This window comes from Corynebacterium sp. UBA2622 (genome assembly GCF_002339505.1).
Taxonomy (GTDB): domain Bacteria; phylum Actinomycetota; class Actinomycetes; order Mycobacteriales; family Mycobacteriaceae; genus Corynebacterium.
The window spans coordinates 1-9,198 of record NZ_DDJO01000010.1 but is presented as its reverse complement, the minus strand read 5'-3'; the positions used below and the strand labels follow the sequence as shown (position 1 = coordinate 9,198).

The 9,198-nt window shown below is 67.6% G+C and carries 7 protein-coding genes and 1 pseudogene; 3 read left to right on the top strand and 5 right to left on the bottom strand.

From position 1 onward, the window contains the following. The 3 genes from B3611_RS04140 to B3611_RS04130 form a co-directional block, all read right to left on the bottom strand. A partial coding sequence (locus B3611_RS04140) for a catalase (RefSeq protein WP_291313820.1) occupies positions 1 to 1,066 on the bottom strand: 1,066 nt, incomplete at its 3' end. A 79-nt stretch (positions 1,067 to 1,145) separates the two neighbouring features. After that, entirely contained in the window at positions 1,146 to 1,415 is a 270-nt protein-coding gene (locus tag B3611_RS04135) for a DUF3253 domain-containing protein (RefSeq protein WP_291313819.1), read from the bottom strand. Then, positions 1,412 to 1,765: a DoxX family protein gene (locus tag B3611_RS04130; protein ID WP_291313818.1), complete on the bottom strand. Its 354-nt coding sequence runs from the start codon at positions 1,763 to 1,765 to the stop codon at positions 1,412 to 1,414. Before B3611_RS04130 ends, B3611_RS04135 begins: the two co-directional genes overlap by 4 nt. 54 nt (positions 1,766 to 1,819) lie before the next feature. Between B3611_RS04130 and B3611_RS04125 the strand changes: the two genes are divergently transcribed. The 3 genes from B3611_RS04125 to B3611_RS04115 all read left to right on the top strand — a co-directional run bounded on the left by B3611_RS04125 (position 1,820) and on the right by B3611_RS04115 (position 6,710). Then, positions 1,820 to 2,284 (top strand): DUF6508 domain-containing protein, encoded by a 465-nt coding sequence (locus tag B3611_RS04125; protein ID WP_291313817.1) that lies wholly within the window; start codon positions 1,820 to 1,822, stop codon positions 2,282 to 2,284. 166 nt (positions 2,285 to 2,450) lie between these two features. Further along, the gene (locus B3611_RS04120; protein WP_291313816.1) at positions 2,451 to 5,603 is read left to right on the top strand and encodes an exonuclease domain-containing protein; all 3,153 of its coding nucleotides are present in this window, start codon (positions 2,451 to 2,453) and stop codon (positions 5,601 to 5,603) included. Positions 5,604 to 6,080: 477 nt separating this feature from the next. Then, the gene (locus tag B3611_RS04115; RefSeq protein ID WP_291313815.1) at positions 6,081 to 6,710 is read left to right on the top strand and encodes a polysaccharide deacetylase family protein; all 630 of its coding nucleotides are present in this window, start codon (positions 6,081 to 6,083) and stop codon (positions 6,708 to 6,710) included. Positions 6,711 to 7,065: 355 nt separating this feature from the next. Here B3611_RS04115 and B3611_RS04110 read toward each other — a convergent pair whose 3' ends face one another. Continuing rightward, positions 7,066 to 7,473, bottom strand: a complete 408-nt coding sequence (locus B3611_RS04110; protein WP_291313814.1) for a hypothetical protein — start codon at positions 7,471 to 7,473, stop codon at positions 7,066 to 7,068. 216 nt (positions 7,474 to 7,689) lie between these two features. Then, a pseudogene (locus B3611_RS04105) lies at positions 7,690 to 9,198 on the bottom strand (beta-ketoacyl synthase N-terminal-like domain-containing protein); the annotation flags it as partial.

Below are 9,198 nucleotides of genomic sequence, written 5' to 3'. Positions count from 1 at the left end.
GGACGATCTTCGTCGGGTCCAGGAGATCGATACCCTCGAACATCTCCTCCTTGGTGTCCGGGAAGACCTGGATGCCGAGGTCCCACTGGGGGAACGCGCCGGCCTCGATAGCGTCGGCGAGGTCGCGGCGGTGGAAATCGGGGTCCACGCCGCCGGTGATCTGCGCTTCCTCCCATACCTGGGAGTGGACACCGAGACGCGGCTTGAAGTGGAACTTGACCAGGGTGGTTTCACCGGCGTCGTTGATCATGCGGAAGGTGTGGATGCCGAAGCCCTCCATGGTGCGGAAGGAACGGGGGATTCCGCGGTCCGACATGTTCCAGAAAGTGTGGTGCGTGGCCTCGGTGTGCAGGCCCACGAAGTCCCAGAAGGTGTCGTGCGCACTCTGCGCCTGGGGGATCTCCCGGTCAGGGTGCGGTTTGGCGGCGTGGATGACATCGGGAAACTTGATGCCGTCCTGGATGAAGAAGACCGGGATGTTGTTGCCCACCAGGTCCCAGGTGCCCTCGTCGGTGTAGAACTTCACGCCCCAGCCGCGCGTGTCGCGCACGGTGTCGGCGGAACCGCGGGAACCCAGCACGGTGGAGAACCGCACGAAGACGGGGGTCTCCTTGCCCTCGGCAAACACGCCGGCCTTGGAGATCGTGGAGGCTTTGCCGTTGGAGACGAACACGCCGTGGGCGCCAGCGCCACGGGCGTGGACCACGCGCTCCGGGATCCGCTCGTGGTCGAAGTGGGTGATCTTCTCGCGGAAGTGGTGGTCCTGCATGAGCAGGGGGCCACGCTCACCCGCGCGCAGCGAATGGCTGGTCTCGCTCAGGCGCGCACCCTGCGCTGTGGTGAGGTACTCGCCCTGCTGGGCGCGGGGGTCGGGCTCACCGGCTCCGATGTGGAAGGGACAGCCGGTCGGCGAGTAGGGGGCCGGGGGAGTCTGGGCATCCGTCGGCTGCGGGGGAGCGGCGGGGGCGGTCGGCTCGGGAACCTGCGGGGTGTGGCCGCCCGGGGTACCGGGGGCCGGGTCACCCTGCGGGGACGCGGCGGGTTGAGGGGTCTGGTTTTGGGCCATTACCTGCTCCTATTCAAAAATGATTATGGGTTACATGAATAAGAGTAGTTATTTTCGCGACGGCTCGCAGCAAGGGTGCTCACCTGGGCTCTTCCTGCCAACGGGGTCCGCGCCGGAAGCGGATCGGGCCCCGCGCCGCGACCGCATCCACGACGTCGTTCTTCTGCGTTGCGATCACTATGCCGCTCTCCGCGAGGTGCGGCGCCGCTTCGCGCACCGCGGGCATGAGCTCGCGCCAGTCGTCGGCCCCGCCCAGCTCGCGGGCCACGTCGGAGGGGCAGATCGACGATTCCGGGGTGCGGGAGGCAAGCTTGTCGACGATTCCGGCTTGGATGTCCGGGGCGGTCATTTGGCCAGGGCGAGCGCTGCGCGGATGAGGGGGATCTGCAGCGGCACGCGCGCAAGCGCGCCGAGGAGGAGCGGGAGGGGCTTGTCGCGCCACTGCCACGCCATGTAGATGTTGGCCGGCCAGACGGCAGTAAGGAGCGCGGCGGCGGTGAGGCCGCCCTGCTTCCGGGTGTTCTTTTTGGCCAGCAACGCCGCGGTGGCGAGCTCCGCGGCGCCCGAGGCGTAGGTGTAGAACCGCTGCGAACCGGGCAGCCGGGGCGGGACGATGGAGTCGAACGGTGCGGGGTTGAGGAAGTGAAGGGCGCCCGCGCCAGCGAAGACCGGGGCGAGGGATTTCTGGAGGAAGGTCATGGGACCAGGATAGGCGTGGTTAGGGGAGTGGGTGGGTTCACGTATTCTCCGTGTATGACCTGGGTAGACGTGCGCACTTTCACACCCGCCGAGCAATTCGAGGCGGTCAAGCTCTTACGCGACGAGCTGCGTAATGGGTACAGTCCCGCCTTCGTCCCCGCCCAGGAAACAGAGGATGGCCTTATTGAAATGGGGTGGATCTGCTACCCCGATTGGCTCTGGGACGGGGTGTGGTGCGGCATTTACTTGGCGGAGCACCTCGGGGCGGCGTGGGAACGCATCGAGGGGTACGAGCACATAGAGGATTTGAGGACCGTCTCGACCCTCGATTTCGGCGACGTGTACAGCTGGTTCACGGCCTACGGATGCAAGGAGCGTTTGTGTGACGGTTACCTTGCGAAGGGGGCGGAGAATGGTGCGCTCCTCGCGCTCGCCGAGCGCTATGTCGCCATCGTGGAGGGGACCCGGGAGTACGTGAGCGCGATAGAAGAGGGGGATGCGGGGAAGCGGAGGGAGTAGGAACGCGGTAGTGCCATCCGGCGGCCGTGGATTGCCGGGGAGCGGGACGGCGTTCGAAAACGTGGAAGGTGTGTCCACGAAACCGTCTAACTTGAATCAAGTGGAAATAGCGGTTACGCGATGTGCCCGCTCCGCCCGGAACTGACCCGACGATGGAGAACTAATTGTGAACGATGCGCCCGGTTTCGCAGTCATTGATCTCGAAACCACCGGATTCGGTGGCACTGACCGCATCATCGAGGTAGGAGTTGTCCTTCTCGACGGGGAGTTTCACCGGGAGGGCACGTGGGACACGCTCGTGCAGCCGGAGAGGGACATCCCCAACAGCTTCGTGCACAAGATCACGGCGACGGACGTGGTCCACGCCCCGACGTTCGCGCAGATCGCCCGGGAGCTGGCCGGCGTTCTCCAGGGTCGGGTGCCGGTCGCGCACAACGCCGGTTTCGAGAAGAGGTTCCTGGCGCAGGAGTTCCAACGGGCAGGTGTCGAATCGACGGTGGGCGCCATGGAGTGGGTGGACACCCGGGTGCTGGCGCGGCGGCACCTCGGGCAGGCGAAGCTCGCGGCGGCGTTGAGCACGGCGGGGATCGAGAACTCTCAGCCCCACGCCGCGCTCGCCGACGCGGAGGCAACCGCCGAGCTCCTCCGGGTCCTCGTCCGCGACCGGGGTGCGGGGGTGCCCACCGCATCGCGCGTGTTCTCGCAACCTGTCGGGGGCAACGAGGCCCCGCTAGTCTCGCGGCGCCGGGCGGCGGACGAATCAACCCACTGGCTCGCGCGCCTCTCCCAGGTGCTGCCGGCCCAGGGGGACAGTGCCGTGGACCGCTACAGGGATGCCTTGGCCACGTGCCTGGTGGACCGCCGCCTTTCCGCCTCCGAGATCAAGCATCTCAGCCAGATCGCCCTGGGTGACGGGTTGTCCTTCGATGACATCCAGGCGGTGCACGAGGAATTCCTGCGCCAGATGGCGGTGGAGGCGTGGCTCGACGGCGTGATCACCTCCGCCGAGCGCGCGGAGCTGCATGACCTGGCCCAGCAGCTGGGTGTGCCCGCCGACCTCGTGGACGAACTGGTGGCCGCACCCGTTGAGGGCGCGCCGCCGGTCCGTTTCACCCTTCAACCCGGGGACGCAGTCGCTTTCACCGGCACTCTCGGGCTCCCCCGCGGCGAGTGGGAGCGTCGCGTCGGGGAGCTCGGCCTCTTGTACGGCGGGGTCAGCCGACGCACTGCCGTTGTGGTCGCGGCGAACCCGGACTCGATGAGCGGGAAGGCCGCCAGAGCCCGCGAGCTGGGGATTCCCGTGGTGGATGAGGCGAGCTTCGCGCGGCTGCTCTCCGACATCGAACCGCTCCCCAGGGAAACCATCCCCGTCGAACGCTTCCCCTGGATTGCCGCCACGGGTGCCACGGACGGGGAGGCGATCGCGTCCACAGAGCACGTTGCGGTGCTCTGGATCGAACACCATACGCACGTCCCCCTGGCGCAGATGTCGCACTTCCTGGACGCCGGACAACCCGTGGACCTGCGGAACTCGAGCATCGAAAAGGCGGGCAGCGTCTGGCAGCGCCGCTTCCCCCGCATGCTCGAGGCGACAGTGGCAGACCTCCAGGACCTGCCGGGCGTGGGGGCGAAGCGACTCCGCGGCCTCGTCGAGGCCGTTGCGCTCGCGGCCATCGATACCGAAGGTGCCGCCGCGGAGTCGCCTGAGGAGCCGGCGGAGCTTGGAGACGGCGGTTACCTGAACGATTCCATCTACCTGGACACCGGCAGCGGTGGGGACGAGCGGGAGCGGGAAGTCCGCACCGTGCAGGGGTGGGCTGCGCTCACGGGTGCGCCGTACCCCGGGGCACCCGGTGACGCGATCGGGTGCCTCTTTGCCGCCTGCACGGGAGAACTCACCCAAGTCACCGCGGACGATCCGCGGTCCCGGGCCATCGCGGTGCAGAGGTGGATCGGAGAGGCCACGCTCGACGAACTCGGCGGGCAGTTCGGGGTCACGCGCGAGAGGATCCGGCAGCTGGAGGTCCAGCTCCGCGGGGCCTTCCTCTCCCATTCCGAGCTCAGCGACGCCACCGCCCGCCAGGTCGCTCGCCGGCTGGGCCCGCTGACCACGCGCGCGGCCGCCGAGGAGGATGTGCCGGAGCTGTTCGCCCGGGACGACGAGCTGGGGTGCACCTACGAGACCTACTTCCGTCGCCTCTACGGGTTGTGGGATGTCGAGCGCGACTGGCTGCTCCGTCCGGGCGTCGGGGAGGACGTCGAGAAGCGGATCGGTGAGTGCTCGAACGCGTACGGAGTGTTTGATCCCGCCGAGGTAGCCGCGCAGACCGGTATCTCTGCGCCTGTGCTGGTGGAGTGGCTGTTGCAGGGCTCGGGGTACCTTGAGCTCGCCGGGGGCACGCGCCTGGCCCGTGCGCGCAGTCATCAGGACAGAGCTGCGGCGATTCTGTCGCTCGCGGGTGAGCCCCTGACAGCGGAGGAGATCGCCGAGAGGACGGGCCCGAACGTCAACGTGCGGTCGATGGCGAACCAGTTGGCCGTGGACCCCCGGATCGTGCGGGTGGCCAACAACGCCTATGCGCTTGAAGAGTGGGGGATGGAGGAGTTCTCCACAATCACCGACTGGATTGGCCGACGCGTCGACGCGTCGGGTGGGCAAGGTGTCGCCCTGGCTGACCTGCTCGCCGAGGCGCCCCGGCTGCGGATCAGCGAAAGCTCCGTGCGCGCGTACGCGACGGGAAGCGGTTTCGCGCTTCACGACGGCGTCGTCACCCGCACCGGCAACACCGGCGAGACCATCGATGACGACCCGCAGGACTCCAAGAACCTGTATTGGCGCGATGGCGCGTGGCACCTTCTTCTCGAGGTCAACGCGGACCATCGGCGAGGTTCGGGGTTCGCGGTGCCACGAGGCGTGGCCGGGATCTACCACGTGGAAGTGGACGGGTCGGTGGCCGTCCCGAGTGCCCTCGGGGAGCAGCACGTGCGGGTGAACCGCTTGAAGCAGCCGTCCACATCCACGATCCGCCGGTTCCTCGAGCCCATGGGTGCAGAGGCGGGGGACAGGGTGTGGCTGAAATTCGCCCCGGAGGAGTTTGGGGTCACCCCGGCTGCACCGCACGATGACGCACTTTCCGGGCTTGCGGGGCTACTTTCCATCATGGGTCTGGAGCCCGCGCTTGCCGACGACCCCGAAGGCGCCATGCGGGCCATCAACGTCGCTCTCGGCCTTGATCCCGACGCGCCCCGGCGCCGTGCCGCCGCCATTTTCGGGCACCGGCTGCAGGACGATCTCGCCGACGTAATCCGGGGGCTCTAGACAAACGCGCAGACAATCGTCGCGAAGGAAGGGCCTGCGGGGGCGGGGTGGTTGGCTGCGTCGGTGACTGCGGGTAGGCGCGGCCAAGGAATCCTGTGCTGTCCCGGTGTTGACCACGCGTCGCGGAGCGCACCGCCGCCCCCAATAGAATGAGCAATCATGGACTTTTCCTCTGCGCCCCACCATGATGCGGGGGCCGGAGCGGATGCAGGTGGGGTGCGGGCACCCCGCTCCCTGAGCCGTCGCGACCTCCTTCGCGCCGGGGTGGCGCTGCCGTTAATCGACACCGCGTGGAGCGCGGCATTGTGTGTGGCGCCGTCCAGCCGGGGTGACGTATACCCGCGCCTGGAAACACCCGGGTCTTCACCCGCCAGTCCGACGGCTGAGACGGGTGCGCCTGAGTTGCGGCCCGCGGACGTCGTAAAGCGTTACCGAAACGCGGTAGCCCGCGACTGGGGGTTGGACCTGCCGGGAATTGTGCGGACGGTTGATCCGAACCCGAAGACGATCGCCCTCACCTTCGACGCCTGCGGCGGGCCGCAGGGCTCGCTTGTCGACGAGCCCCTCCTCGCCACCCTCCAGGAGCTGGCCGTGCCGGCGACGCTGTTCTGGAACAAGCGCTGGATCGACGCCAACCCGGACCGGGCGCGGCAGATCGCGGGCAACCCCCTGTTTCAGATTGAGAACCACGGGATGCTGCACAAGCCGCTGTCGGTGAACGGCCGCTCGGCCTACGGGATCGCGGGCACGGCCACTGTCGCTGAGCTGGTTGAGGAGATCGAGGACAGCCGCCGTTTCCTCCGCGGGTTCCTGGGGGTGGAGTCGAACTGGTTCCGCCCGGGCACCGCGTTCTGCGACGACGTCGCTGTGCGCATCGCTGGGGACCTGGGCGTCAGCCTCGCTGGTTTTGCCGTCAACGGCGACGCGGGAGCGACGCTGCTTGGCCCTGTGGTGGCGAAAAACCTGGTGCGCAGTGCGCCGGGTTCGATCGTGATCATGCACATGAACCAGCCGGGCCACGGCACCGCGGAAAGAGTCCGGGCGGCGATCCCCCAGCTGCGGGCCGCGGGCTTTACCTTCGTCAAGCTTGGGGCCGCGCCGGTGTAGGGAGTTGCGGCGCAGGCGGATGCGTTACCTGGGTGGTATCCATCGAAACGTGTTCAAGCCGTCTCTCGGTGCCGTCGAGGAGTTCCCCGTGCTCGCGACATTGGACCGCGGCGATCTGGGGCTGAGACCGGGGGGAGCGGTAACTCTTGTGCCGCGAATGCCGCTTTCGGGGAGAGCTCAGTCGGAGTATGACGCGAGGTACCGGATTTTGGGCGTAATCGTGACATGCCCCTTCCCCTCACGGTCCCTCTTCAAGATGAGTTTTGCCGCCGCAACCTGGGCCGGCGTGGGCCGGACACCGGACTTCGGAACGTAGACTTCGCGCCCCTTTGTCTGCTTCATCGGCATCCGCCTCCTAAGAACGGTCGAACTCGTTAACCACTTCTTCGATAACTGCATCGATCAAATGATTTTCATTATCGCTGAGGAATGGGAGATCATCAAGAGAATCAAGAATCGCTACTCCCAATGAAACCTTTCCGTTTTCTCCTGTGGCGCACAACTCAGTTGCCCACCGCAGGTTGGAATGCCATTCCTTTAGCAGATCCTGCTGCCGATTACTCCGCATTGTCATGGAGACACCGCGCCAAGCGACGATCGCTGCACCGACTGGCCCCAGGAACGTCATGCCCGCTGTAACGAGACCTAAACGTTGCGTAGGGGATCCGAGAACAAGAGCGATGTAAAACTGCAGGGTAAGCAATCCCAAGATCACCACGACGATCCCCGACCACATCGTGGTCTTTTCTGGCTGCTCCCCCACAGAATCATCCCCCGGAAAATTATCCCCACCCACGATTGAAACGCAGGGGACATCTGCTGCCCCCGCCGGTGCCATCATACCCGGGTGGAGGGCTATTCACGACTGGCTTTCTGGTGCGTAATGAGGGGTTCGATCCGGGCACGCCCAGGCGGTCTGGCCGAGCATCCAACCCGATCCGGATCCCGGGACCCGAGCGAGTTAGATGCCCGTTCCGACCTACCCCCTCGGGTACACCCCGTCCTCGCCGAGCCGCGCGCCCGGGTCGAGCAGCAGCGCGATCTCGCCGTCATGCGCGTTGCCGGGGGCGAAGCGGCGGTTCTCCACCTGCTCGAACAGCGCGCGGTGGCCCGTCATGCCGGCCTCGAGCCACCCCGCGCCGGCGCGCAGGCGCGCCGTCGCACGCGAGCGCCACTCCGGCACCGATGCCCCCGACGCGGCCAGGGCCGCCTCGAACACGCCCGGGTGCGCCAGCACCACCAGCGCGCCGACGTGGCCGAACCCGAGCGAGGTCAGCGCCGCGGCCTTCACCGCGCCCTTGCCCAGCGAGAGTGGCGCGCGCAGCCACACCAGGTTCTTCGCCTTCGCGCCCACCGCGGGGTCCACGCAGTCGAGTGACGCGTTGGGCGGGAGGTCGCCGGTGCGCAGGACGTCGATAAGCCCTCCGACCTGGAACAGTGCCGCACCCGCCTTGGCGTGACCCGTGACCGTCTTCTGGGAAATGACGTACATCGGGGCGCGGGAATCGCGCCCGATGGCGGGCCAGAGCAGGGAGTGCAGCTCGGACTCGTTCGGGTCGTTGGCGTTGGTGGAGGTGTCGTGCTTGGACAGCACGGTGACGTCGTCGGGCGACAGCCCCAGCGAGCGCAGCGAGCGGGCCAGACGCGACGACTCACCGCCGCGCGCCGCGCCGAGAACACCCAGGCCGGGGGCCGGAATGGAGGTGTGGGCACCGTCGCCGAAGGAGGAGGCGTAGGCGACCACGGCCAGGACCGGAAGCCCCATCGACGCCGCCACGGATCCGCGGGTGACCAGGACGGTCCCGCCGCCCTCGGCCTCGAGGAAGCCACCGCGGCGGCGGTCGTTGGCCCGGGAGATGAAGCGGTCCGCGATTCCCTTCTCCCGCATCGTCTCGGTATCGGCGGTCGCGTTCATCTGGCCGAAGCCCTCGAGGGACTCCACCTGGACGTCGTCGATACCGCCGGCGACCACGAAGTCCGCCTTGCCCACCGCGATCTTGTCCACGGCTTCCTCGATAGAGACGGCCGCGGTGGCGCAGGCGCCAACCGGGTGGATCATCGAGCCGTAACCGCCCACGAGGGACTGCATCACGTGCGCGGCCACCACGTTCGGCAGGGCCTCCTGCAGGATGTCCGACTGGCGCTCCTCGTCGAGGAGGCGCGAGACGAACACCTTGTGCAGCGACTCCATGCCGCCGATGCCGGTGCCCTGGGTCGTCGCCACGTCCACCGGGTGAACGGCGCGCATCAGCTCGGCGGGGGNNCGACCGCCGTGACCAGGTTCCACACGGCGATGCGGTCCATGTTGTCCACCATCTGCGCCGGAATGCCCCACTTGGAGGGGTCGAAGTCGTCGGGCATCTGGCCGGCGACGGTGCGCGTCAGCGTGGCCTTGCGCGGCACGCGGGCCGTGGCGCCGGCGATGCGGGTGACGGTCCACTCGCCGTCGACAAGCTCCACCTTCGTCTTGGCGGGGTCGGCGGTCTCG